Origin of the sequence: Tabrizicola sp. BL-A-41-H6 (genome assembly GCF_050632395.1) — a bacterium.
Lineage (GTDB): Bacteria > Pseudomonadota > Alphaproteobacteria > Rhodobacterales > Rhodobacteraceae > JAUYQR01.
In genome coordinates, this window is sequence record NZ_CP192600.1 from 3390332 (window position 1) to 3414383 (window position 24052).

At 62.3% G+C, this 24052-nt stretch carries 25 protein-coding genes, 1 tRNA gene and 1 pseudogene; 20 read left to right on the forward strand and 7 right to left on the reverse strand.

Going from position 1 to position 24052, the window contains the following annotated elements:
• Positions 1 to 33: 33 nt before the first annotated feature.
• Positions 34 to 645, reverse strand: coding sequence for an autoinducer binding domain-containing protein (locus ACROUL_RS16635; RefSeq protein ID WP_431300565.1), 612 nt, complete (start codon positions 643 to 645; stop codon positions 34 to 36).
• A 583-nt stretch (positions 646 to 1228) separates the two neighbouring features.
• On the opposite strand from ACROUL_RS16635, the gene ACROUL_RS16640 reads away from it, so the two are divergent.
• Positions 1229 to 1978 (forward strand): hypothetical protein, encoded by a 750-nt coding sequence (locus tag ACROUL_RS16640; RefSeq protein WP_431300566.1) that lies wholly within the window; start codon positions 1229 to 1231, stop codon positions 1976 to 1978.
• A 318-nt stretch (positions 1979 to 2296) separates the two neighbouring features.
• Here ACROUL_RS16640 and ACROUL_RS16645 read toward each other — a convergent pair.
• Positions 2297 to 2382, reverse strand: a tRNA-Leu gene (locus ACROUL_RS16645).
• Between the two features lie 113 nt (positions 2383 to 2495).
• On the opposite strand from ACROUL_RS16645, the gene ACROUL_RS16650 reads away from it, so the two are divergent.
• The 4 genes from ACROUL_RS16650 (at position 2496) to ACROUL_RS16665 (ending at position 6232) form a co-directional block, all read left to right on the forward strand.
• Entirely contained in the window at positions 2496 to 3533 is a 1038-nt protein-coding gene (locus tag ACROUL_RS16650) for a hypothetical protein (RefSeq protein ID WP_431300567.1), read from the forward strand.
• 67 nt (positions 3534 to 3600) lie between these two features.
• A complete protein-coding gene (locus tag ACROUL_RS16655; RefSeq protein WP_431300568.1) occupies positions 3601 to 4815 on the forward strand; it encodes an META domain-containing protein in 1215 nt (404 codons plus the stop codon).
• A 74-nt stretch (positions 4816 to 4889) separates the two neighbouring features.
• Positions 4890 to 5594: a CoA transferase subunit A gene (locus ACROUL_RS16660; RefSeq protein ID WP_431300569.1), complete on the forward strand. Its 705-nt coding sequence runs from the start codon at positions 4890 to 4892 to the stop codon at positions 5592 to 5594.
• Positions 5591 to 6232, forward strand: a complete 642-nt coding sequence (locus ACROUL_RS16665) for a 3-oxoacid CoA-transferase subunit B (RefSeq protein ID WP_431300570.1) — start codon at positions 5591 to 5593, stop codon at positions 6230 to 6232. The genes ACROUL_RS16660 and ACROUL_RS16665 overlap by 4 nt, the downstream gene beginning before the upstream one ends.
• 43 nt (positions 6233 to 6275) lie before the next feature.
• Here the strand turns inward: ACROUL_RS16665 and ACROUL_RS16670 are convergent, their stop codons facing one another.
• A complete protein-coding gene (locus ACROUL_RS16670) occupies positions 6276 to 6455 on the reverse strand; it encodes a hypothetical protein (RefSeq protein WP_431300571.1) in 180 nt (59 codons plus the stop codon).
• A gap of 77 nt (positions 6456 to 6532) precedes the next feature.
• Positions 6533 to 7387, reverse strand: coding sequence for a lytic transglycosylase domain-containing protein (locus ACROUL_RS16675; protein ID WP_431300572.1), 855 nt, complete (start codon positions 7385 to 7387; stop codon positions 6533 to 6535).
• A 364-nt stretch (positions 7388 to 7751) separates the two neighbouring features.
• On the opposite strand from ACROUL_RS16675, the gene ACROUL_RS16680 reads away from it, so the two are divergent.
• From ACROUL_RS16680 to ACROUL_RS16745, 14 genes and pseudogenes are all read left to right on the forward strand, one after another.
• Entirely contained in the window at positions 7752 to 7946 is a 195-nt protein-coding gene (locus ACROUL_RS16680; RefSeq protein ID WP_431300573.1) for a hypothetical protein, read from the forward strand.
• Positions 7947 to 8239: 293 nt separating this feature from the next.
• A complete protein-coding gene (locus ACROUL_RS16685; RefSeq protein WP_305569018.1) occupies positions 8240 to 8428 on the forward strand; it encodes a hypothetical protein in 189 nt (62 codons plus the stop codon).
• Positions 8429 to 8622: 194 nt separating this feature from the next.
• Positions 8623 to 8805, forward strand: a complete 183-nt coding sequence (locus ACROUL_RS16690; protein WP_431300574.1) for a hypothetical protein — start codon at positions 8623 to 8625, stop codon at positions 8803 to 8805.
• 114 nt (positions 8806 to 8919) lie between these two features.
• The gene (gene cpaB / locus ACROUL_RS16695; protein ID WP_431300575.1) at positions 8920 to 9765 is read left to right on the forward strand and encodes a Flp pilus assembly protein CpaB; all 846 of its coding nucleotides are present in this window, start codon (positions 8920 to 8922) and stop codon (positions 9763 to 9765) included.
• Between the two features lie 206 nt (positions 9766 to 9971).
• Positions 9972 to 11393, forward strand: coding sequence for a type II and III secretion system protein family protein (locus ACROUL_RS16700; protein ID WP_431300576.1), 1422 nt, complete (start codon positions 9972 to 9974; stop codon positions 11391 to 11393).
• Between the two features lie 4 nt (positions 11394 to 11397).
• The gene (locus ACROUL_RS16705; protein WP_431300577.1) at positions 11398 to 12048 is read left to right on the forward strand and encodes an OmpA family protein; all 651 of its coding nucleotides are present in this window, start codon (positions 11398 to 11400) and stop codon (positions 12046 to 12048) included.
• Positions 12049 to 12296: 248 nt separating this feature from the next.
• Entirely contained in the window at positions 12297 to 13553 is a 1257-nt protein-coding gene (locus tag ACROUL_RS16710; protein ID WP_431300578.1) for an AAA family ATPase, read from the forward strand.
• 20 nt (positions 13554 to 13573) lie between these two features.
• Positions 13574 to 15010 (forward strand): CpaF family protein, encoded by a 1437-nt coding sequence (locus ACROUL_RS16715; RefSeq protein WP_431300579.1) that lies wholly within the window; start codon positions 13574 to 13576, stop codon positions 15008 to 15010.
• A gap of 8 nt (positions 15011 to 15018) precedes the next feature.
• Positions 15019 to 15987 carry a type II secretion system F family protein gene (locus ACROUL_RS16720; protein WP_431300580.1) on the forward strand — a complete coding sequence of 323 codons (969 nt, stop codon included), beginning with the start codon at positions 15019 to 15021 and terminating at the stop codon, positions 15985 to 15987.
• A 7-nt stretch (positions 15988 to 15994) separates the two neighbouring features.
• Positions 15995 to 16984: a type II secretion system F family protein gene (locus tag ACROUL_RS16725; RefSeq protein ID WP_431300581.1), complete on the forward strand. Its 990-nt coding sequence runs from the start codon at positions 15995 to 15997 to the stop codon at positions 16982 to 16984.
• 23 nt (positions 16985 to 17007) lie between these two features.
• Positions 17008 to 17562, forward strand: a complete 555-nt coding sequence (locus tag ACROUL_RS16730) for a tetratricopeptide repeat protein (RefSeq protein WP_431300582.1) — start codon at positions 17008 to 17010, stop codon at positions 17560 to 17562.
• A gap of 36 nt (positions 17563 to 17598) precedes the next feature.
• A pseudogene (locus ACROUL_RS16735) lies at positions 17599 to 18460 on the forward strand (tetratricopeptide repeat protein).
• Positions 18460 to 18954 carry an A24 family peptidase gene (locus tag ACROUL_RS16740; protein WP_431300583.1) on the forward strand — a complete coding sequence of 165 codons (495 nt, stop codon included), beginning with the start codon at positions 18460 to 18462 and terminating at the stop codon, positions 18952 to 18954. The pseudogene ACROUL_RS16735 and the gene ACROUL_RS16740 overlap by 1 nt, the downstream one beginning before the upstream one ends.
• A 65-nt stretch (positions 18955 to 19019) precedes the next feature.
• Positions 19020 to 20357 carry an ATPase gene (locus ACROUL_RS16745; RefSeq protein ID WP_431300584.1) on the forward strand — a complete coding sequence of 446 codons (1338 nt, stop codon included), beginning with the start codon at positions 19020 to 19022 and terminating at the stop codon, positions 20355 to 20357.
• A gap of 3 nt (positions 20358 to 20360) precedes the next feature.
• On the opposite strand, the gene ACROUL_RS16750 is transcribed toward ACROUL_RS16745, so the two are convergent.
• On the reverse strand, positions 20361 to 20906 hold the full coding sequence (locus tag ACROUL_RS16750; RefSeq protein WP_431300585.1) for a 5-formyltetrahydrofolate cyclo-ligase: 546 nt from the start codon (positions 20904 to 20906) through the stop codon (positions 20361 to 20363).
• Positions 20903 to 22270 carry a magnesium transporter gene (mgtE, locus tag ACROUL_RS16755; RefSeq protein WP_431300586.1) on the reverse strand — a complete coding sequence of 456 codons (1368 nt, stop codon included), beginning with the start codon at positions 22268 to 22270 and terminating at the stop codon, positions 20903 to 20905. Before mgtE ends, ACROUL_RS16750 begins: the two co-directional genes overlap by 4 nt.
• Positions 22271 to 22392: 122 nt before the next feature.
• On the opposite strand from mgtE, the gene guaD reads away from it, so the two are divergent.
• On the forward strand, positions 22393 to 23673 hold the full coding sequence (gene guaD / locus ACROUL_RS16760) for a guanine deaminase (RefSeq protein WP_431300587.1): 1281 nt from the start codon (positions 22393 to 22395) through the stop codon (positions 23671 to 23673).
• A gap of 57 nt (positions 23674 to 23730) precedes the next feature.
• On the opposite strand, the gene ACROUL_RS16765 is transcribed toward guaD, so the two are convergent.
• Positions 23731 to 24048 carry a hypothetical protein gene (locus ACROUL_RS16765; RefSeq protein ID WP_431300588.1) on the reverse strand — a complete coding sequence of 106 codons (318 nt, stop codon included), beginning with the start codon at positions 24046 to 24048 and terminating at the stop codon, positions 23731 to 23733.
• Positions 24049 to 24052: the final 4 nt, after the last annotated feature.

Sequence of the window (24052 nt, forward strand, 5' to 3'; positions counted from 1 at the left end):
CGGTCATGCCTGAGCGGGCACGGCTGCACATCCTCATAAAAACCGATACTCACGCGCTTTTTTCAGTGCCTCAGATGTCGTTCTCGCTTCCAGTCGGATGCGCGCCGATGTCAGTCGCGCCTTGAAGGCGCTTTCCGATATTCCCAGCTTTGCTGCCGCGGCCGTGTGTCGGTCCCCGTTCGCGACGCATTGCAGCGCTTCGATTTGCGCTCCAGTCAATTCTGACGGTGGCTTGGCCGCTATGTGCAGCCGAGCCGTGATGTCCGTCAGGGTATCCATTTCTTCGTCCGTGAATTCCCGTTCGCTATGGCAGATGCCCGCCATCGAGCGCGACGTGATCGGGCCATAGGACGACACCGCGCCGAACTTCATCCCGTAGCCGGCAGCTTTCTTCAGAACCCCGAACGGGTCTGGAAGCGGGATCTCGCTCCAGCGCCGCGTTCCCGTAGTCCCAACGCCCCAGAACACGAGAGGATCGCGCAAATAGTAGGAATTTGAGTTGTAGTACTCGACCCATTTTGGCGGATACTTCGAATAGTACACAAGCGGCGTTGCAAAGCGGATGTGCAAACCTACAGCGTAGCCTTGCGGTGCAAGCTCATCCATTTCCTTATATAACTCAGGTAACCGCTTTCCCTGCATCATAAATCCCGAGGTCCTGCCAGCCAGTCCGTCCACAACCGACCTTCGGTATGGGGGCCAAACGGTTCTGTAGCAAGACCACGAGGCAGCAAAAAAATGTCAGAAAAACGATGTTCTGAGTGGCTGGAAAGACAGCGGCGCGCGCTTTGCCCGGCCGTCCGGTCCATTGGTTGTGGTTGCGGCTTCGCGTCTATCTATATCCCCGGTGCCCAACCAGTTTCTCGTTCGTCATGACGGTGAGAACAAGGGATCAGAAAAATTGACGCGAGACAGTCGAAATCAACGCAGCATCGACTTCCAGCGAACCTGAAGGATGCCTTTCACCGCCTGAACGAATCACAATATGGCATTGGAAGGGTGCTTCTGTGGCAGAAAGATGGCCCTTTCCCTGCATTGATTAACGATCGCTTAACCACGCGGAAACTGAACGCGGAAGGGCGACAATGGCTTGTCTTTTCGGACAGGTGCAAACGAACCTCGTGGCTATGCCGAATTGCCGGTGGCATTAACCTTTCCATGGCTTCCAGCGCTGCACGAAGGCGCCGAAGGAAGGCAGGTTCAGACGTTTAACGAGTGTAGGTTTGTCATGAAATACGTGTTCCTAAGCGCAGTTATTGCTGTCTGCGCATCTTCGTCGGTAGCGAGTGCAAAGGTTATCTATGGTTGCGAAGTGAGGAAGATCGCCGGATCGAATGCCTACTACCTATCCGACGCGAACTGTGCGTTCGGTGCCGGTGTGAATGATGCCCGCGTCAAGGCATCCACACCGGCACGGCGCGCTGCCGTGATCCCCGAGGAAGAGACGCCGATCAAGGTCATCCCGCCTGTCGACGCTCCCAAGGAACCGCCGGCTGACGAGGCCGCGCCTCCGGTCACAGTCGACGAGCCGGTTGACCAGGCGCCCCAGCCGGCCGCCGACATCGAAGACGGCTCTGACGATGAACCTCCCGTCGTCGACATCGAAGACGGCTCTGATCCTGAAACTCCAGTCATCGAGGAGCAGACCGAACCGACCCCGCCCAAGGTGCCGGACGTGGAAGAGGCTGCTCCGCAGGAGGAGGAGGTTGTGGTCGACGAGCCCAAGCCGGAAGCTCCGGTCGCAGAGGAAGAGAAACCCGTGAAGGGCGGCGATCACGACAAGGGTCACGGCAACGACGCGGATGGCGTGGATGAGGACAATCCGGGGAAAGGCACGGGCGCTGGCGGACAGCACGACCGCGAAGATAACGACGCCGACGAGTCTGAGAAGTCGAAGCCCGAGCACGACAAGAAGGACGATGGCAAGGGCTCCGATGACTCCAAGGGAGGCCCCAAGAACGACAAGCCGAAGAAGTGATTTAGATAAGCAATTTGAATGATATCGGCGACGGCAGAGCAATCTGCCGTCGCTTTTTCATGCCAAGCCCTGGGACACCTTACGAATGATGTCCGGCCGCATTGGATCCAATGCTAGCCCACCACCATCCCCCCCGCGCGCCGTTTGTCATGGAGGGTCGGCGCAGCGCCATACCTATGGCACCGCCCAAGTTGCGCATTAGGTTAAAGCCTTCTTTCAGTGCGATCTCGAGGGATGCAAGGCCAATGGCTAGGAGCCCAAAGGATTAGAGCAATTAACTCAAGACATTGTAAAGTATAAATACTTTACAGCTTACCATGGTGCCCGCGGCCGGACTCGAACCGGCACGGCCGTACGGCCAAGGGATTTTAAGTCCCCAGTGTCTACCATTTCACCACGCGGGCACGCGGGCATTCAGCATAGCGGCTTTGCCGGGGGCGGAAAGGGGTGGATACGGGATTTGACAGCCGCGCGCCAATCCGCACACTGCCCGCATCGCCACCACCGGGATGACATGATGGCCCTCGCCACGCCGCAGACAACCTTCGATCCGCGCCAGATTGTGGCCGACAGTCTTGCGCATCTGGTGCGCCTCGTCCGAAAGGACGGGCGGTTTGTCTATGCCCATCCTGCGGGCCGCCCTGACACGCCGCTCGATGGCTACAACATGCTGCGCCACTGCGGCACGCTGTGGTTCATGCTGCGAGCCGTCAACGACATGGGCCTCGATCCCGGCGCGGCGGGCTTTCGCGCCATCGAACGCGCCGCCGCCTATGCCGGTCGCAAGCTGCAACGCCCCGGCTGGATTGCGGACCCAAGCCTTGCCCTTGTGACGAAAGAGGCGGTCAAGACCGGCGGCATCGGGCTGATGCTGGTGATGCTGGCCGAATACCGCCGCGCCCTGCCAAAGGGGCTGTCGTCCGAAGTCATGCCGGAACCCCTGGACGATACCATATCCGCCCTGCAAACCTATGCGCTGGCACAGATCGAGGGCGGCGATTTCCTGCACAAGCGACGGATCGACGACGGCACCGTCCTGCCCTTCCGCTCTGACTATTACACCGGCGAGGTCATCCTTGGCCTGCTTGACACCGGCTGCACCGATCCCGCGATGGTCGCGGTGGCCGAAGGCTTGATGGCGCGGGGTTACGGCATCCCCGAACACAGTCACTGGATGGCATACGCCGCGTGCGAGGCGGCGGAACGCGGTCTCGGGGACCCGCTGACCGTGCGCCGCTACCTGGGCGCGCTGATGCGGGCAATCACCACCGAAACCGGCTATCACGCCCGCCGCGCCTCGACCCCAATCGCGTGCCGGACCGAGGCGCTGACCCGCTTCCTGCTGCTCAGCGACCGACATCCTGGCCTTTTTGACGCGGATCTCCTTGCCGCTTGCCTCTTCGCGGCCGAAACCAATCTGGAGCTTCAGCTTGGCTGGTATGCCGAGGGCCAGTTCTGGAAGGGCGACGGCGACGAAAAGGTGCAGATCGACTATATCCAGCACAACGCAACGGCTTTCATTAACCTTTGGCAGCATCTTTCGGCACAAGGCTGAGGTGGCGGTTTGACGCGTGCCCTGCCCTGCGCCATCCTGCCCGCGTAGCCGCGCAGGGAACTTGCAAATGCCCACCAACCTTTTCCGTACACCAAAGCTTGCCCTGACGCTGGTGGCCTGTCTCGCCGCTACCGCCGCTTCTGCGCGTGATGTGACCGGCACCCTCGCCTACCGCGAACGCATCGCCCTGCCCGCCGGGGCAGAGGTTCTGGTGGAACTGTCCGGGCCGGGAACCCGCGCCGAACAGCGGGCCGAGGCTGAGGGGCAGGTTCCCCTTCCCTTCGCGCTGACAACCGAAGACACCGGCCCGCTCACCTTGCGCGCCGCCATCTTCGTCGATGGCGCGGCGGCCTGGACCTCCGCAGCGGTCCCCGTCGCGGCGGGCGAGGCCGACCTGGATCTTGGCACCGTGGCCCTGAAGCGGCCCGTGACCATCGGCTACAGCCACACTTTCCTCTGCGGCGACATGCGCGCCGACGTCACGCTGACCGAAACCGGCGCGCTGATGCGTGTCGCTGGGCGCAGTTACACCCTAGCCCCGGACCCTGCCGCCTCGGACGGCCACTTTGCCGACGCTGCCGGCAACAGCGTCTGGCTGAATGGCAACCGCGCGCTGGTGGTGCTGCCGGACATGTTCCTGCCCGAATGCCTGCCCGGCTTTCCCACTACCCTGCCCCTTACCCTGCGCGGCAACGAACCCGGCTGGGTCGCCACGCTTGCCCCCGACGGCATCACCCTGTCCACCGAATCCGGCGACCGGGTGACAACGCCCCTGCCTGCCCCCGCCACCACCGCGCCCCTGACCACCACCTTTGCCGCCGATGGCCTGACCGTCGCGGTCACCGATGCCCTTTGCCGCGATACGATGACCGGGATGCCCTACCCCTACGCCGCGACCGTGACACGCGGCGACGCCGTTCTCGACGGCTGCGGCGGCGATCCCGGCACGCTTTTGCAAGGCACCTGGCGCCTTGCCTCAGCCGAAACCGTCACCCTTCTGCCCGAGGTCGAAATCACCCTCGCCGTCGACAAGGACCGGATCTCCGGCCTGTCCGGCTGCAACCGCATGATGGGTAGCCTCACCCTCACCGGCGAAGGCTTGACGCTGTCGCCCGGCGGAATGACTATGATGGCTTGCCCCGAACCGATCATGGCCCTGGAACGCGACTGGCTGGCGCTTCTGGCAACCGTCGACGGCTTCGACATCGCCGAGGACGGCAGCTTGATCCTCCTGTCTGGCGGCGATCCGCACGCCACCCTGACCCCCACTTCGCCCCACTGAATGCCGCATCGCGGCAATTGACTTCCCGAACTGCCCCCGCCCATATGTCGAACGACAGCTTCGGGAGGGGATGCATGCAAAAGGTCTACTCATCTGCGCAGGCGGCGCTGGACGGGATACTGCACGACGGAATGCTCATCGCTTCGGGCGGGTTTGGCCTTTGCGGCATTCCCGAACAGCTGATCGAAGCGATCCGCGACGTGGGCGTCAAGGACCTGACGATCGCCTCGAACAACGCAGGCATCGACGGGGTCGGCCTCGGGATGTTGCTGGCGACCCGGCAGGTGAAGAAGATGATCTCGTCCTACGTCGGCGAAAACGCCGAATTCATGCGCCAATACCTCGCGGGCGAGCTGGAGCTGGAATTCAACCCGCAAGGCACCCTTGCCGAACGGATGCGCGCGGGCGGCGCCGGCATCCCCGGTTTTTACACCCGCACCGGCGTTGGCACCGTCATCGCCGAGGGCAAGGAGCACAAGGATTTCGATGGCCAGACCTACATCCTTGAACGCGGCCTCGTCGCCGACCTTGCCATCGTCAAGGCTTGGCGCGCCGACCCGTCGGGCAACCTCGTCTTCCGCAAGACCGCGCGCAACTTCAACGCCCCCGCCGCCACCTGTGGCCGGATCTGCGTGGCCGAGGTCGAAGAGATCGTGCCCCTAGGCAGCCTCGACCCCGACAAGATCCACGTCCCGGGCATCTACGTCCACCGCCTGATCGGCGGCGCCCGCGAGAACCGCATCGAAAACCGGACCGTCCGCAAGAAGGAGACCGCATGATGAGCGAGGCAAAAGGCTGGGACCGCAACCAGATCGCCGCCCGTGCGGCCAAGGAATTGCAGGACGGAACCTACGTCAACCTCGGCATCGGCATCCCGACGCTGGTGTCGAACTACATCCCGGCGGGCGTGAACGTCACGCTGCAATCGGAAAACGGGATGCTCGGCATGGGCCCCTTCCCCTTCGAGGGCGAGGAAGACCCCGACCTGATCAACGCCGGCAAGCAGACCATCACCGAACTGCCGCAAACCGCCTACTTCGACAGCGCCCAGTCCTTTGCGATGATCCGCGGCGGCAAGATCGCGATGGCAATCCTTGGCGCGATGGAAGTCAGCGAAAAGGGCGATCTGGCGAACTGGATGATCCCCGGCAAGCTGGTCAAGGGCATGGGCGGCGCGATGGACCTCGTCGCCGGCGTCGGCCGCGTCGTGGTGGTCATGGACCACACCTCCAAGCACGGCGAATCCAAAGTGCTGCGCGAATGCACCCTGCCGCTGACGGGCAAGGCCGTGGTCGACCGCATCATCACTAACCTTGGCGTGCTCGATGTCGGCCACAAGGGTCTGCACATCGTCGAACTGGCCGATGGCGTGACCGAAGCCGAGCTACGCGCCGCGACCGAAGCAACGATCGTCTGAAGACTGGAAGGGCCGGGAATTCCCCCCGGCCCTTCCAGCATCCTTAACGATCGTTCTTGTGGCTCTGGCTACCCGCCTTCGCGTGCTGCTCGGACGTGCCGCCCTGCTTGCCGCTGCTGTCACCCTTGTTGCCAGTACCGGACTGCTTGCCGTCGTTCTTGTGGCTCTGGCTGCCCGCTTTGGCGTGCTGCTCGGATGTGCCGCCTTGTGTTCCCTTGGCCATGGTCATGCTCCTCGCATAAAGCCCGGCTCGAGACCGGACACCAAAGGAACAGCAGTCTGATTTGTTTGTTCCGCGGCTCAGCCGCCTGCTGCGATCACCCGGAACACGCAAGGGTCGGTCACCAGTTGCGGTGGGCTCAGGCACAACCCCTGCGCCACCTGCCACGCGGCCAGCACCTTCGGCACGTAATCGCGCGTCTCGGCATAGGGCGGCACGCCCTGGTTTGCCCGCACCGCACCTTCTCCGGCATTGTAGGCGGCCAGCACCATCAAGGGATCATTGTCGAACTCGCCCAGAAGCCAGTCCAGATACGCGACGCCGCCCTTGATGTTGGCCACGGGGTCGGTCGAATCTGTCACGCCGAACCGCTTGGCGGTGTCGGGGATCAGCTGCATCAGCCCCACCGCCCCCGCCGAACTCACTGCCTCGGTCCGGCCTGCGCTTTCGATGCCGATCACCGCAAGCACCAGCGCCGGAGAAACCCGTGTACCGATCGTGGCCTTCAGAATGTCGGTGCCGTAGGATTCCGCGATCTCCTGCATGTGCTGCAGCCTTGGCCCCCGGACCGCAGTTCCCCCCGGGCCCTGCGCCAGCGCCGACAGCGCCAGATCAAATCGCCCCGAGACCTCGGTCATCCCCGTCGGCACGGTATCCCAGAACCAGGCGTAAGATGATTTCGGCGCCGGTCCGGACGGCTCCTGCCCGGTCTCTGCAGACTTCGGTTCGGGATGGTCGCGGACCGGGTTGGGGTCCACCTTGGGCAGGGCAGCCAGCCGCCGTGCCTGTTCCGCCGGGTCGATCTGCACCGTGATGCGCTTTCCCGGCAGGCTTTCACCCACCTTGATACGCTTGAAAGAAAAATCCTCTGCCGCCGCCATGAACGGGGCAAGGACGCACAGAATCGCCAGTGTCGCGCCTGTCGTGGTCCGCATCTGCGGTATGCCTGCTCTTATTGTTCTTTTGCGGGGACGCTTGCAGAGAATCGGCCCTCCGACCAGCAGTTTCGGGCACAAAACATGGCAATTCCGCCAGATTTGACCAAAAAACCACGCCCTCAGGTAGAGTGCTTAACGGTGCATTTAGAAAAGAATCTATCCTTTTGGCTAGCTTAGCCCCTATTTCGCAGTTTTCTTGGGTGCGTCCGAAAACGCCCCTCGGTGTCCAAACTGCCGCCACGATTGGGGGGCTATATGGCTGCATACCGAACGGCAACGGGACAGCAAGACGACGCTGAACCGAAGCGAGCCGGAGCGGTTGCTGACTTAACCTTGTGCACCTTTGGAAAGGGATACCACCATGTTCATGAACTTCATCAAAGACGAAACCGGCGCCGTCACCGTTGACTGGGTCGTTCTGACCGCTGCTGTTGTGGGCCTCGGCCTGATCGTTCTGGCCGCTGTGCGTCCGGCTGTTTCGACCCTCGCCACCGACATCGGCACCGAGATCACCGCTGCTGGCACCGCGATGAAAGCTGCTGACGGCACTCCGTGATCGATCTGACCCTCGGGTCATGATGAACCAGGCCGCGCTTCGATCGAAGCGCGGCCTGTTTCTTTTTGCCCTGCAGGCCTTCGCCAGCTCGGCACGCACAATCCTTGCAAATAAGTGAATTTTTCTTCGGGTGGGCGCAAAAACACCTCTTGCCTTCCCAACTCTTGCCACGATTCACCCGCCAAATGCCCTCAGACCGAACGGAACAACGGATCTGAAGCCAGACCCAAGCGAGCTGTAGCGGTTGCCAAACACTTGTCCTCAGTCCCCAGAAAGGGATCTCGACCATGTTCATGAACTTCATCAAAGACGAAACCGGCGCTGTAACCGTTGACTGGGTTGTGCTGACCGCTGCTGTCGTGGGCCTTGGCCTGATCGTTCTGGCCGCCGTGCGTCCGGCCGTGTCCACCCTCGCAACCGACATCGGCACCGAAATCGGCGCTGCCGGCACCGCGATGAAGGCTGCTGACGGCACCCCGTGATCGGTTGACGCCAGTCTACCAACACGGGCCGCGCTTCTGCTGAAGCGCGGCCCGTTTTCTTGAAATCCCGCCAGGGATGGCGTGCTTCCAAAGAAATGCCTGATTGCGGCCCTTAGTTTCGCCGTATTCAAACGCCAAACTTGTCAAAGAACGCCAACCCGCCAGTGAGACGGAGACGACGGATGCGCCACACAATGAAGGCCTTTCTCCAGGATGACGATGGCGCCGTAACCGTCGACTTTGTGGTGTTGACCGCAAGCGTCGTGGCCATGGTCATCATCGTGATGCCGCTCATTATCCCTTCGGTTGGCGAACTCGCCGCCTACATCGCCGAACGCCTTGGCGCCGCAAGCGCCTTCCTGGCCTCGGTAGAGTAGACCCCGCCACCCGTCCCGGCTGCTTCCGGCTTGAACGCCGCGCGGTTGTGGATGAACGGCAATGTGAGACCCGGGATCGGCCGCTCCGCACCGGGCAAGAGAGAGTGATGGAAGATGAGAGCTATCTTCGGTTTGGTCCTTCTGGCCGGCCTCGCGCTTGCGGGGGCAGCCGTCTACATGGCGCAGAACTTCATCGGGCAGACGCAAAGCGCGCTACAGCGTGAACGCGAGCTGAACGCCAAGGCCGGAACGCTTGTTCAAGTTTATGTCGTGAACAAGCCCAAGAAATACGGCGACGCACTGTCACCGGACGATGTCGTGCAGATCTACTGGCCCGAAAAGGCACTGCCGGAAAACATTTTCCGCGACAAAGCCTTGCTGTTCCCCGAAAATGCCAACGGCCCGCGCTACCTGATGCGCTCGATCGAAGCCTTTGAACCGGTTCTAGCAACCCGCGTGACAGAACCTGGCGCGCTGGCCGGCCTGACCGGCAAGCTTGGCAAGGGGATGCGCGCCTTCGCGATCAAGGTCGGCGTTGCTTCGGGCGTGGCGAACTTCGTCCAGCCAGACGACTCCATTGATATCTACTGGACCGGCAGCACCTCCAACTCCAATGGCGAGATTACGCGCCTGATCGAATCCGCCATTCAGGTCATCGCGGTCGACAACGCGTCGGATCAAGGCCAGTCTTCCTTCGGCACCGTGGCCCAGACAATCACCGTCGCCGGCACCCCCGAACAGATCGCGCGGCTGGCGCAGGCTCAGGCAACGGGCAGCCTGTCGATGTCGCTGGTTGGGGATGCCACCGACGTGGCGACGGGCACTGTCGAGGTCGATGGCGACACCCTCCTTGGTTTCCAGGAACAGGAAGTCCAGCAGGTCGAGGCCGCTCAGGTCTGCACCATCAAGACCCGCAAGGGCGCCGACGTGGTCGAAATCCCGATCCCCTGCAAAGAGTGAAACAACCAGAAATTGCGGGGCGCGGCCACATCATATGGGGCCGCGCCCTTTTCATTTGCGCCAGAGTTTGCGCGCTGTTGCATGTTATCCACATCAACAAAACCTTCCAACCATCTGATTATTGCAAATAAACCTTATGTCCTGCATGGTTGCAGAATTATGGGCGCTAAGACCCGAACCGAGGCGTGATCGAAAGGGCAGATCACATGAGCATGAAACGAATTCTTGTGGCCGGATGTCTGGGGGCCATTCTTGGCACCACAGCCATGACGCCGGTTTCCGCCGAAGTCCTGCGCGTGATGCAGGGCGAAGCGTCCGAAGCACTTAACGTTCCGATGAACCGGGCCGTCGTCGTCGAAAGCGACGTTCCCTTCGCTGAACTCTCCATCGCCAACCCGGGCATCGCGGACATTTCCACCCTGTCCGATCGGTCGATCTACGTTCTTGGCAAGGCTCCGGGGCGCACCACGCTCACGCTGCTGTCACCCGAGGGCAAGCTGATCTCCAACGTCGACGTGAACGTCACGCCCGACGTGGCCGAATTCAAGGAACGGCTCCAGCAGATCCTTCCCGGCGAAAAGATCGAGGTTCGCACCGCCAACGATGGCATCGTGTTGTCAGGCGTCGTCTCGTCGACCGCCAAACTGGACCGCGCGCTTGATCTGGCCAACCGTTACGCACCTGACCGGGTATCCAACCTGATGAACGTCGGCGGCACCCAGCAGGTCATGCTGAAGGTCCGCTTTGCAGAAATGCAGCGCTCGGTCAGCAAGGCGCTCAGTTCCGGCCTTACCATCACTGGCAGCGGCACGGACGGCGGCGTATCTGTCGGCCTCGGCGCCGGCAACCTCGTGCCAGGCGGCACCATCGGGGCCCCCGGGTCGACCGAACTTCAGCTTGGCAGCCAAGGGTCAGGCGGCGGCGTTGCCGTCGGCTTCGGCATCGGCGATGTGGGCTTCTCCGTCCTCGTCGAGGCGCTGGAATCCAAGGGTATGGTCCGCACCTTGGCCGAACCCAACCTGACCGCGCTTTCCGGGCAGGAAGCCAAATTCCTTGCGGGTGGCGAATATCCGGTTCCGGCCGCGCAGGAAAACGGCAACATCACCGTCGAATTCAAGCCCTTCGGTGTCGAACTGAACTTCACCCCTACCGTTGTGGATGAAGACATCATCAACCTGACCGTCAACGCGGCAGTCTCGTCGCTTGACCCGACCGTATCGGTCGACGTCGGCGACGGCCTCAGCCTCCTCGGCTTCAAGCGTCGCGAGACCTCGACCACGGTCGAAATGCGGGATGGCCAAAGCTTTGCCATCGCGGGGCTTTTGCAGGATGACTTCCGCGATCTGAACGGTCAGGTGCCGTGGCTTGGCGACGTGCCGGTGCTTGGTGCCCTGTTCCGCAGCGCCGACTACCAGCGCTCGCAATCCGAACTTGTCATCATCATCACCCCGCACCTCGTGACCCCGGTTTCCGGCGAGGCGCTGGCCCTGCCGACCGACCGTGTTCGCATCCCGACGGAACGCCAGTTGTTCCTCAACGGGCAGGTAGATGGCGGGACGACCAAGGGTGCTGCAGGCGAAGTGGCCCGGCAGGACTTCAGCAGTTCCTACGGCTATGTGATGGAGTAAGGCGATGACCGGCATGTTTTCCAAACTGTTTGCGACATCGGCCATCCTCGCGCTGGCTGCCTGCGGCAACTCGTGGGACACCGAAGTCGGGTCCGGGGTCGACAAGGGTGATTTCGGCAACGCCACCATGAACAACACCCTGATACAGTCGGGTCAGCTCGAATACACCGTCGCCCTCGCCGAACGCTTCTCGGCCGAGGTGCCCGACACGATCAACTTCGCCTTCAACTCGGCGCAGCTGACCGAAGAGGCGCGCGGAATCTTGCGGACCCAGGCGAACTTCATCAAGCAGTTCCCCGAAGTGCGCTTCCGCGTGTTCGGCCATACAGACCTTGTCGGCTCGGCCAGCTACAACCAGCGGCTCGGCCTGCGCCGCGCCCAGGCTGCGGTTGCCTATCTTACTTCGCTCGGCATCTCCAAGTCGCGGGTGGAGGCGGTGGTGTCCTACGGCAAGACCCGCCCGATCATCCAGACCTCGGCACCCGAGGAACGCAACCGCCGCACCGTCACCGAAGTCTCGGGTTTCGTCGAATCGGCCCCGCTGATCCTGAATGGCAAATACGCCGAGGTGATCTGGCGGGAGTATGTCGGCAGCGCTGTCCGGCCGCACCCGACAAACGTGGTGATCGAAACGCAGGTAACCGGCGGCGAATAATCCGCCAGCGACCGCAAGAACTTTCGAAGGCCGGGCCATCGCCCGGCCTTCGTCGTTTCCAAACTGTGAAGAAACCCAACATTAATGCGCTTTTGGCCCAATTATCGCCACCATCTCTGAGCAAGGTCATCGAAACTGGACCTCTGCCGAACCGCACCCCGCGTCCCAGTCGTTGTTTCTGAATGCTGCCACAATCGCGTGGTAGCGACGGGGTTTGCGGTCCGGGCACTGAAAAGGACGATACGAGTATGTCGAGCACTGCCACGCTTCAGCCGGATCCTGCGCCGATCCTAGCCTGCACCGTTTCGCGCGATGTGCAGCGCTTCGACCTCCTGATCGACGACATGGAGCATGAACTGGGCGAGGCCTGGGGTGACCTCAGCTTTGATGATGCGCTGGTCTTCCTGCGCCAGCCCGACAGCTCCGCGCTGCAATTCATCGCCATCGCCGTCGACAGCGAAGACGAGACCGAGCTTCAGAAGATCAGCGATGTCATCAAAGCCGCCAAGGCGCGCAAGGTGAAGGTCGTGCTGATCGCCAACCAGATCAGCCCCACCATCCTGCATCAGATGCTGAAGCTTGGGGCCGACGATTTCGTCCCCTACCCGCTGCCCGAAGGCGCCCTGCACGACGTGCTGGAACGCCTGCGCCGCCCCGATCCGGTCATGCCCCCGTCCGTCGATGCCGATGGCGGAGTCGTCCCCACCTTCCGTGCCAAAGGCGACCGCCACGGCGTGATCCTTCCCGTGCACGGCATGTCCGGCGGTGTCGGCGCCTCGACCTTTGCGGCCAACCTCGCGTGGGAACTGGCCACCATCACCCCGACGGACGCCCCCCGCGTCTGCATCCTCGATCTCGACTTCCAGTTCGGCTCGATCGCCACCTACCTTGATCTGACGCGCCGCGAGGCTGTCATGGAAATCTTGGGCGATACTGCCTCGGCCGACAGCGACAGCTTCCTGAAGTCCATGCTCACCTTCAACGAAAAGCTGCACGTCTTCACCGCGCCCTCCGACATGCTGCCGCTTGACATCGTCACCGGCGAAGACATCGGCCGCATCCTCGACATGGCACAGGCGAACTTCGATTTCGTCATCGTCGACATGCCCTCGACCGTGGTCGGCTGGACGGAAACCATCCTGACCCGCGCGCATGTCTACTTCGCCCTGCTGGAGCTTGACCTGCGTTCGGCGCAGAACATCCTGCGCTTCGTGCGCGCCCTCAAGGCCGAGGCGCTGCCGCATGAAAAGCTGCGCTACGTGCTGAACCGCGCACCGAAATTCACCGACCTCAGCGCCAAAAGCCGGGTCAAACGCATGGCCGAAAGCCTGGATATCGCCATCGAAGTGCAGATGCCCGACGGTGGCGAACAGGTCACCCAAGCCAACGACCACGGCCTGCCGATCGCGGAAAGCGCGCCGAAGAACGTTCTGCGCAAGGAACTGCACAAACTCGCCAAGTCCTTGTACGACCTTAACAAAGCCGCCGAAGCCGGAAAAGTTTGACCTGAAGAGAGGGTTCGCCTGTGTTTAGCCGTTTCAAGAAAGACGCCGCTCCCGGCCGCCCCACCACGGCGCCCGCGCAAGCCGTCGGCGCCGTCGCCGAAAAGCCAAGCCTGACGGGGCGTGCCCCTGTTGCCCTGGCTCCCGGCAAGACCCCTGCCGAGGTGCTGGCCGCCGACAAGGAGAAAAAGCGCAAAGAACGCCTGATGGAACTCAAGCTCGAGATCCACAAGCGCCTTCTGGAAGACCTCAACCTCTCTGCCCTCGAATCCGCGTCCGAGGCCAGCCTGCGTCAGGAAATCTCCTCCCTCGCCTCCGAGGCGCTGGACGAGATGTCCGTCGCGCTGAACAAGGAAGACCGCCAGTCCCTGACGCAGGAGCTTTATGACGAGGTCATGGGCCTCGGCCCGCTGGAACCCCTGCTGAAAGACGACACCGTCAACGATATTCTGGTGAACGGCCCGAAGCGCATCTTCATCGAACGCGCGGGCAAGCTGGAACTCTCCGACATCACCTTCCGCGACGAACGCCACCTTTTGCGCATCATCGACAAGATCGTGTCCGCCGTGGGCCGCCGGGTCGACGAATCCAACCCCTACGTCGACGCCCGTCTTGCCGACGGTTCGCGCTTCAACGCAATGGTGCCGCCGGTCGCGGTGGACGGCTCGCTGGTTTCCATTCGTAAGTTCAAGAAAGAAAAGCTGAAGGTCGAAGACCTCGTCCGTTTCGGCGCCTTCACCGAAGAAATGGCCGCCTACCTTCAGGCCGCCGTGTCCTGCCGGCTGAACATCATCGTGTCTGGCGGTACGGGTTCGGGTAAGACCACCACGCTCAACGCGCTGTCGTCGTTCATCGACAACCACGAACGCGTGCTGACCATCGAAGACACCGCCGAACTTCAATTGCAGCAGGTCCACGTCGGCCGGATGGAAAGCCGCCCCGCCAACGTCGAAGGCAAGGGTGCCGTCACCCAGCGCGACTGCTTGCGCAACGCCCTGCGGATGCGTCCTGACCGCATCATCGTCGGCGAAACGCGCGGCGAGGAAGTGATCGACATGCTGCAGGCCATGAACACTGGCCACGACGGCTCGATGACCACGATCCACGCCAACAACCCGCGCGACGCGATCTCGCGTCTCGAAAACATGGTCGCAATGGCTGGTATCGAAATGCCGCTCAAAGCCGTCCGCAGCCAGATCGCCTCGGCCGTCAACCTGATCGTGCAGGCCAGCCGCCTGCAGGACGGCACGCGCCGCATGACCTCCGTCACCGAAATCACCGGTATGGAAGGCGAGGTCATCTCGATGCAGGAAGTGTTCCGCTACGAACGCCTTGGCATCGAACCGAACGGCAAGATCATCGGTCGCTTCAACGCCACCGGCATCCGGTCCAGCTATTCCGACCGCTTCCGCCAGTGGGGTTACGACCTGCCCGCTTCCATCTATGAACCCGTGGTCTGAGGCCCGACATGGAAATCAGCGCAGCCCCCCTGATCTACGTCCTTATCTTCGTCGCGGTCGTGGTTCTGGTCGAAGGCCTTTACCTGACCGTCTTCGGCAAATCCATCAGCCTCAACAGCCGGATGAGCCGCCGCCTTTCGCTTTTGGAAAAGAACTCCAACCGCGAACAGGTGCTGGAACAGCTTCGCAAAGAGATGAACCAGCATCTCAACGCCAAGAACATCCCGCTTTATTCGATCCTTGCCAAAAAGGCGCAAAAGGCCAACATCGCCTTCTCGCCAAAGGCGCTGATCGGGATCATGGCGCTTTTGTCGGTGTTCTCGTTCCTTGCCCTGACTGTGGCCACCTCGGCGGATGCCATGATCCGCGCCGTGCTGGCCGTGGCGATGGGCATCGGCGGCGTCTACGTCTGGGTGAACAACAAGGCGAAAAAGCGGATCGGCCTTCTGGAAGAACAGCTTCCCGACAGCATCGAACTGATGGTGCGGTCATTGCGCGTCGGCCACCCGTTCTCGGCCGCGATCGGCATCGTCGCCAAGGAAATCCCCGATCCCCTGGGGTCCGAATTCGGCATCATCGCCGACGAGGCCGCCTATGGCCGCGACGTGACGGAATCGCTGAAAGCCTTCGCTGAACGGATGGACAGCCAGGATTTGCGCTTCCTCGCCGTGGCCGTCGCGATCCAGCAGCAGTCAGGCGGTAACCTTGCCGAAATTCTCGAAGGTCTGTCCAAGGTGATCCGGGCGCGCTTCAAGCTTTTCCGCAAGGTCAAGGCGATCACCGCCGAAGCCAAATGGTCCGGCATGTTCCTGTCGGCCTTCCCGATTCTCGCGCTGATCATGATCAACGTGATCCAGCCCGACTATTACGACGAAGTCCGCGAGACGTCCGTTTTCATCCCGACAGCGCTGGTCGTCGCGGTGTTCCTGACGGTCAACATCATCTTCATGAAGATCATGACCAACATCAAGGTATGAGGCCGAAATGAACCCCTTCTCTGCCATCAACACGATGTTGACCGATATGCTCGGCCCGCTGGGGCCCCTGATCGCGATCGGGATGCTGGGCTTCCTGCTGATCCTGATCGCCCTGCCGACGATGTTGAAAAAGCAGCGCGACCGGTATGCGGAACTGAAGGACTCGGTGCCGAACGCCGGCGCCAAGGCCAACCAGAAAACCCTGCGCCGTCAGGAAAAGACCGACAAGCTTGAACGCTTCGCCCAGTATCTGGAACCTCAGAAACAGGAAGAACTGTCGGCCGCCAAACTGCGCCTTTTGCGCGCTGGCTACTCGGCCAAGAACTCGGTTCGCATGTATCACGCGACCCAGTTTATCCTCGGTATCACCTTCCTCGCGCTCGGCCTCATCTACGCGCTCCTGAAGTCGTCGCAAGGCGAAGTCGACACCCAGATGCTGATCGTCTACACCCTGCTGCCGGGCTGTATCGGCTATTACATCCCGATCTACTGGGTCAACAAACGCCTCGAACAGCGCCGCACCCAGATCATCGAAGGCTTCCCCGATGCGCTTGACCTGATGCTGGTCTGCGTCGAGGCCGGCCAGTCGCTTGACCAGTCGATCATCCGCGTCGGCAAGGAAAGCCGCGCCGGCTATCCCGCACTCGCCGACGAATTCGACATGATCAGCCAGGAAGTGAAGGCCGGCAAGGAACGCATCCAGGTTCTGAAGGACATGTCGGAACGTGTCGGCGTGCCCGATGTCGCCTCCTTCGTCACCACCCTCGTGCAATCGGCCACCTTCGGCACCTCGGTCGCCGATGCGTTGCGTGTCTATTCTGCCGACATGCGCGACAAAAGAATCATGCGCGCCGAAGAGAAGGCAAACATGTTGCCGACCAAGCTCACGCTCGGCACAATGCTGTTCACCGTGCCGCCTCTGCTGATCATCCTGATCGGCCCTTCGGTTTATGGCATCGCCACGATGCTGGGACAGATGAACGCCGGAGGAGGCTAAAAGGCGGTCGACAGGGAACCAAAGTGCGCGGCAAGACCACGATCCTACTTCTCCTCTGCCTCGGCCTCGCTGCTTGCCAAGACGCAGGCAACGTCAGCCGCAACACCCCCTACGGCGTCGATGCCAGTGGCACGGCGGTCGATGGCCTGACCGTCGGCCACCGCCTGATGGCCGCGAACGAACCCGAACTGGCGCTCAAGGCCTACCTGCGCGCCGCCGGCGAAACCGGCATCGACGCCGAAGTCCTGTCCTCGATCGGGTCGGCCAACCTCGCGCTTGGCCGCTTGGGCCAGGCCGAAAGCATCCTTCGCCGCGCGCTGGAAATGGACCCGACCTTCGTTCCCGCGATGAACAACCTTGGTGTCGTCCTGATGGAACGCGGCAAGACCAGCGAAGCCAAGGTCGTGTTCCAGCAGGCTTTTGCGCTGGATAGTGGCCAAACAGACTCGATCCGCGAAAATCTGAAGCTCGCTATCGCGCGAACCGATGCCGCCGTGTATGATATCCCTGAGGAAACGGGAGAGTTCCGTCTCGTGCGGCGCGAAAAGGGCAGATACGTCCTACTCACGCAGCTCTGAGGAAAGGGCTCCGAGCAGTCAAAAAAGGACGCAAACATGCGCCACCCTGTTCTAGTTGCACTGTGCCTTGGCGGCACGGTGGCTCTCGCTGGTTGCGAGAAGGGCTTGTCCGACGCGCAAGTTGAACGCGCGATCAAGGACGTAAACGTCATCGACGAAACCAACCTGAATGACGTGATGCTGACCGTGGCCGATCCGGCCGAAGCGGTCGCCTATTTTCAGGGTGCCGTGCAGAAGGAACCCGACCGGGTCGATCTGAAGCGCGGCCTCGCGAAATCCCTTGTCCGGGCGCAAAAGCCGACCGAAGCGGCGCAGATCTGGACGATGGTCGCGGCCAGCCCCGAAGGCGGGCCGGAAGACCGCGTCATGCTGGCCGATGCGCTGATCCGCTCGAACCAGTGGGACAAGGCCAAGGCGGAACTGAACCAGATCCCGCCCACCCACGAAACCTTTGATCGCTACCGTCTGGAAGCGATGGTCGCCGACAGCGAAAAGAACTGGAAAAAAAGCCGACAGCTTCTACGAAATCGCCTCCGGGCTGACCACGAAACCGGCTGGCGTGTTGAACAACTGGGGCTTTTCCAAGCTGACCCGCGGCGACAACGGCGGTGCCGAAAAGCTGTTCACCGAGGCGCTGACCTACGATCCGTCCATGTTCACCGCCAAGAACAACCTCGTTCTGGCCCGCTCGGCACAGCGCAAGTATGACCTGCCGGTGGTCAACATGACCCAGACCGAACGCGCCGAACTGCTTTACACAATGGGCCTTGCGGCCATCAAGCAGGGCGACGTCGCCGTCGGCAAAGGCCTTCTCGCCCAAGCGGTTGAAACCCACCCGCGCTACTTCGAGGCCGCGGCCCGCAGCCTCGCCGCCCTCGATGCGAACGTGACCCAGTGATGCTGAGTTCAACGTCGGCGCTGATCCTTCTGGTCATCACCCTGCCCATCGCGATCTGGGCCGCGATGAGCGATCTGAAACGCATGAAGATCCCGAACAAGGCCGTGCTGGCCTTGGCGGCGGTCTGGCCCCTCATCGGCTGGTATCTGGTGCCGTTCGACGCCTGGCTCTGGGGCTTTGCGCTGATGGCGATCGTGCTGGTGATCGGCTACCTCGCTTATGTCACCGGCACGTTCGGCGCGGGCGACGCGAAGTATGCCGCCGCGATGGCCGGTATCTTCACCGGGGCGGACTACGGCCTTGTGATGCTGCTGGTGGCGGGCTGCCTGATCGGCGCGCTTGTCACCCACCGCATCATGCGCGCCATTCCGGCCATCCGCCGCCTGACGCCGGATTGGGAAAGCTGGACACAGCGCCGCTATTTCCCGCTTGGATTTGCGATGTCGGGCATCCTCGTTTTCTATCTCCTTGCCCAAATCTGGCCGCAAGTCTGACATAACCGCGCGGTAGCATTGTTTCCGTAAGGCAGCCAGTCTGCGGTTAAAGCGGGGTCATAACGATGAATGTTGCGCCAACTCCGGTGTCTGACGGCACGCTCGCCTCCAACGTGCAGCCGCCGGCATCGCCTCGGGCGCTGGCAGACGTTGGCCTGACCACCGTGATGATGCGTGACATCCTTCTGAAAACGATGTTCCGCACCAACCTCGACCTTGTCTCCGCGATCTCGAAGGCAATCTGTCTGCCGGTTCCCCTGACCCAGGAACTGGTCGACAGCGCCCGCGGCCAGAAGCTGATCGAGGCGACCGGCACCCTGCACGCCAACTCCGGCAACGAAATGGGCTATCAGCTCACCGACGGCGGCAAGGCCCGCGCGCTGGATGCGCTCAGCCAATCGGAATACTACGGCGCGATGCCGATCCCGCTGGAACACTACAAGGTGCAGATCCAGCGCCAGTCGGTGCGCAACATCCGTCTCGACAAGACCCAGCTGATGTCCGGCATGGGCCACCTGATCCTGCCGCCCGACCTGATCGACAACCTCGGCCCGGCCGTGACCTCCGGCCGCTCGATCCTGATGTATGGCCCGCCCGGCAACGGCAAATCGTCCATCTCGCACGGCATCCGCGCGGCCCTTGGCGACAAGGTCTATGTGCCCCGCGCAATCGAATACTCCGGCCAGATCATCTCGGTCTACGACCCCATCGTGCACTCCGCCGCCGAATCTGCGGTCGACGACCCGAACTCCCTGCGCCGCACCTCGAACCGCTTCGACAACCGCTATGTCTACTGCGAACGCCCCTCGGTGATCACCGGCGGTGAACTCAGCCTCGACATGCTCGACCTCACCTACAACCCCACCGCCCGCACCTATCAGGCGCCTTTGCAGCTCAAGGCCACCGGCGGCATCTTCATCATCGACGACCTTGGCCGTCAGGCCGAACCGCCGCAAAAGATCGTCAACCGCTGGATCGTGCCGCTGGAAGAAAGCCGCGACATCCTCGCCCTGCAGTCGGGCGAGAAATTCACCGTGCCGTTCGACACGCTGGTGATCTTCTCCACCAACTTCCACCCGAACGAAATCTTCGACGGCGCCGCCCTTCGCCGGATCTTCTTCAAGATCAAGATCGACGGCCCAAGCCAGGAAAACTTCCTGAAGATCTTCGCGATGGTCGCGCGGAAAAAGAAGATGCCGCTGGATGAAGCTGCGCTGATGTATCTGATGAAGGTCAAGTTCCCGACCATCAACAACAACTACGCCAACTACATGCCGGTCTACCTCATCGACCAGATGATCGCCGTGTGCGAGTTCGAGAACCTGCCCTACCGCATGACCCCCGACCTGATCGACCGCGCCTGGGACAACATGTTCGTGCGTCAGGAAACCATCGCCCGCTAAGCCTCAGGCGAACAGCCTGACGCCGGTTTCCGTCACCACCGCGTCCAGCCGCTGGTCGGTGGGCTCGGTCGGCACCTCTGCCACCTCCTGCGCCGCAAAGGCAAATCCCACCGCCAACACCGGCCCCTTCGCGCGCAACCCTTCCAGCGTCCGGTCATAAAACCCGCCGCCATAGCCCAAGCGGTAGCCCCGCGCGTCGAACGACAACAAGGGCACGATCAGCACCTGCGGCTCCAGCCACGCGCCCTCTTCCGGGATCAGCGCCTTGAAGCTGCCCTCGACCATCTTCGCCCCTGGCGACCATTCCCGAAACCTGAGCGCCATGCCCTTGCCCACGATCACCGGCACACCGACCGGCCCCTGATGCGCCGCCATCGCGGGCAAGGGATCAATCTCGGTCCGCATCGGCATGTAACCCGACAGCACCCGCCCCGCCTGATCGGCAAGGTAATCCGCAAGGATTTCCGCCGCCTGCCCCTGCCCCGCCGCAAACGCCGCCTTGCGCACGGCAAACGCCGCCTCGCGCGCCAAAGCCTTGATATCGCTCATATCAATACCACCGACGCCAACCCCAGAAACGCAAAGAACCCCATCACGTCCGTCAGCGTGGTGACAAACGTCCCGCTTGCCAGCGCCGGGTCCAGCCCGAACCGTTCCAGCGTCAAGGGCACCAACACCCCGCCGAGGGCTGCCACGATCTGGTTCACGATCATCGCCAGCCCCAACACCATCCCCAAATGCCAGTCGCCAAAGATCAGCACCCCCGCGATCCCCAGAATGACCGCCAGCCCCAGCCCGTTCAGCACCCCCGCGCCCAACTCGCGCCTGACCACCCGGCCCGCGTTCGCCCGCGTCAGGTCGCGCGTCGCCAGCGCCCGCACCGCCACCGCCAGCGATTGCGTCCCTGCGATCCCCCCGGTTGACGCGACAATCGGCATCAGCGCCGCCAGTATCACCAGCGTCGACAGCGTCGCCTGAAACTGACTGATCACGATCGCCGACAACGACGCCGTGAACAGGTTCACCACCAGCCACGGCAACCGCTGCTTCATCGTCGCAAAGGCTCCGTCGCTGACGTCGGCATCGTCGCCCACGCCCGCCAGACGCAGCATGTCTTCCTCGTGCTCCTCGTCCAGCACATTCATCGCGTCGTCGATGGTGATCACGCCCACCAACCGCCCGCCCGCATCCACCACCGGGCAGGAAATCAGGTGGTACTGGTTGAAGATATAGGCCACGTCGGCCTCCGGGTCCGTCGCCTCCACGGTGCGGAAACTTTCCTCCACGATATCAGCCAGCTTCACCGACCGTGCCGCCGACAAGATCCGCCCCAGCGTTGCATAACCCACCGGCTTCATCCGTGGATCAACCAGAATCACATGGTAGAACTGGTCCGGCAGATGCTCGGATTTCCGCAGGAAATCAATCGCTTCGCCTACCGTCCAATGCTCGGGCGCCACCACCGTCTCGCGCTGCATCAGGCGGCCCGCTGAATACTCCGGATAAGCCATCGCCTGTTCCACGGCGACCCGGTCCGCATCCTCCAGCGCATCCAGGATCAGCTCTTGCTGCGGCTCGTCCAAGTCTTCCAGAATGTCGACCACGTCGTCCGACTCAAGGTCGCGCACCGCATCGGCCAGAACTTCTGGCGGCAGGCTTTCGATTACCTCTTCCCGGATCGCGTCCGAGATTTCCGACAGGATCTCGCCGTCGATCTCGTGCGACCACAGCGCCAGAAACGCCCGCCGGTCCGATGCCCCTATCTGTTCCAGAAAGTCGGCGATATCGGCAGCGTGCAGCGGCTCCAGAAGCGCGTCGATGGCGGCACTGTCCCCAGCCTCCACAGCAGCCAGAACCGCGTCGATGCGGGTCTGGTCCAGCGTCTCGTCCTCCGCCTCCAGCTGCTCCGCCATGCCGCCTCCATCTGATTGCCGCGACCTTAGCGAAAACTGTTTCTGGGAAACAGGGGCGGCGGGCAAATTTACCAAACCATGCAAAGGCAATAGGGTGCACAAGAACGTAACGGAGGCGCAGCATGGCCGATCTTCTCTTGGGGCAAGTGGTCAGCTTTCAGGGCGACCCCTTCGTGCAGGCCGATGCCGCCCGGCACCTTGCGAACGGCGCGGTTCTGATCGACGCGGGCCGCATCGCGGCGGTAGGCGATGCCGCTGATCTTCGCGCCCGCCACCCGCAGGCGCGGGTTCATGATTACGACCGCGCCCTCATCTCGGCAGGTTTTGTCGATGCCCATGTCCACTACCCGCAGACCGCGATCATCGCGTCATGGGGCAAGCGCCTGATCGACTGGCTGAACACCTACACCTTCCCCGAAGAGATGCGCTTCGCCGATAGCGCCTATGCCGACACCATCGCCAATCGCTACCTCGATCTCGTGCTGGCACGCGGCACCACCACGGTCTGCACCTATGCGACGATCCATCCGGCCAGCGTCGACGCGATCTTCACGGCGGCGCAATCCCGCGGGATGCGGCTTTATGCGGGCAAGACCTGCATGGACAGGAACGCCCCCGCGGGCCTGACCGATACCGCGCAATCCGCCTACGACGACAGCAAGACGCTTTTGCAGAAATGGCACGGGGTTGGCCGTTTGTCCTACGTCATCACCCCGCGCTTTTCGCCAACCTCCACACCCGAACAACTCGCAGCCCTTGGTGCGCTCTGGCGCGAATACCCCGATTGCCTGATGCAGACGCATCTCTCTGAACAGCTTGACGAAATCGCCTGGGTGAAGGACCTCTTCCCCCAATCGCGCGATTACCTCGACACGTACGAGGCGCAGGGCCTCCTCCGCGAAGGCGCGCTCTACGGCCACGCCATACACCTGACGGAACGCGAGAAATCCCGCCTGATCGAAGCCGGGGCCAGCCTGATCCACTGCCCCACCTCCAACACCTTCATCGGTTCCGGCCTTTTCGACATGGGCCTCGCTCGCCACCTGCGCGTCGGCCTCGCCACCGATACGGGCGGTGGCTCGTCCTTCTCCATGCTGCGGACGATGGCCGCAGCATACGAGGTGGCCCAACTGCGCGGCCAATCCTTGCACCCCTCGCAGCTTTGGTGGCTCGCTACCCAAGGCTCCGCCCGCGCGCTGCACGCCGATCACCAGATCGGCAACATCGCCGTCGGGATGGAGGCCGACCTCGCCATCATCGACCTCGCCTCCACCCCCGCCATCGCCCAGGCCACAGCACGCGCCGAAGATATTTGGCAGGCGGTTTTCCCAACCATCATGATGGGCGACGACCGGGCGATTGCCGCCGTGTGGGTGCAAGGGTCAAACGTTAAGTATTCGTAAATCTCAGAAATTATCCGTTTCTTATCAAGGGCCTGGAAAATGTCCCACGGTGGGACATCATTCCGCCAGTTCCCACCCATCCGGGTAGAAGTCATGCTTCAACGCGATCGAGGTGGCGATCCGCTCATAGTTCCAGACATCCTCAGGCGTCACTGGAATGGGTCCGATCGAGGCGATCAGCGTCTCGCCATCCTTGCCCCGCCGGGTCTTGAACCCCTCCAGCCGCAAGGCCCGCTCCAACGCAGGCCAGCTCGCATCCAGCTCCTCGATGAAGAAGGCATAGTCGATCACCGCCTCCTTCGGCAGCTTGACCCCCTTGGACTGCTTGAAAGTGTCATAGGTCTCGCGCCGCTGCGTCTCGAAATTGTGGTCCATCAAA